The organism is Knoellia aerolata DSM 18566, assembly GCF_000768695.1.
In the GTDB taxonomy this organism is placed as follows: Bacteria; Actinomycetota; Actinomycetes; order Actinomycetales; family Dermatophilaceae; genus Knoellia; species Knoellia aerolata.
Genome location: NZ_AVPL01000162.1, coordinates 1 through 634 on the forward strand (window position 1 = coordinate 1; position 634 = coordinate 634).

General features: G+C 52.2%; 1 rRNA gene. It reads left to right on the top strand.

Annotated features, from left to right (window positions below):
* Positions 1–634, top strand: a 23S ribosomal RNA gene (locus N801_RS19115); the annotation flags it as partial.

Here is a 634-nt window from a genome sequence, read left to right on the forward strand (position 1 = left end):
ACTCAGTGAAATTGAACTCGCTGTGAAGATGCAGTGTACCCGCGGCAAGACGGAAAGACCCCGTGAACCTTTACTATAGCTTGACACTGAACATTGAGCCTTGATGTGTAGGATAGGTGGGAGGCTTTGAAGCGTGGACGCCAGTCTGCGTGGAGCCATCCTTGAAATACCACCCTTTAATGTTTGATGTTCTAACTCGGCCCCATAATCTGGGGTGAGGACAGTGTCTGGTGGGTAGTTTGACTGGGGCGGTCTCCTCCCAAAGAGTAACGGAGGAGCACGAAGGTTAGCTAATCACGGTCGGACATCGTGAGGTTAGTGCAAAGGCATAAGCTAGCTTGACTGCGAGAGTGACGGCTCGAGCAGGTACGAAAGTAGGTCTTAGTGATCCGGTGGTTCTGAATGGAAGGGCCATCGCTCAACGGATAAAAGGTACTCCGGGGATAACAGGCTGATACCGCCCAAGAGTTCATATCGACGGCGGTGTTTGGCACCTCGATGTCGGCTCATCACATCCTGGGGCTGAAGTAGGTCCCAAGGGTATGGCTGTTCGCCATTTAAAGAGGTACGTGAGCTGGGTTTAAAACGTCGTGAGACAGTTTGGTCCCTATCTGCCGTGGGCGTTGGATACTTG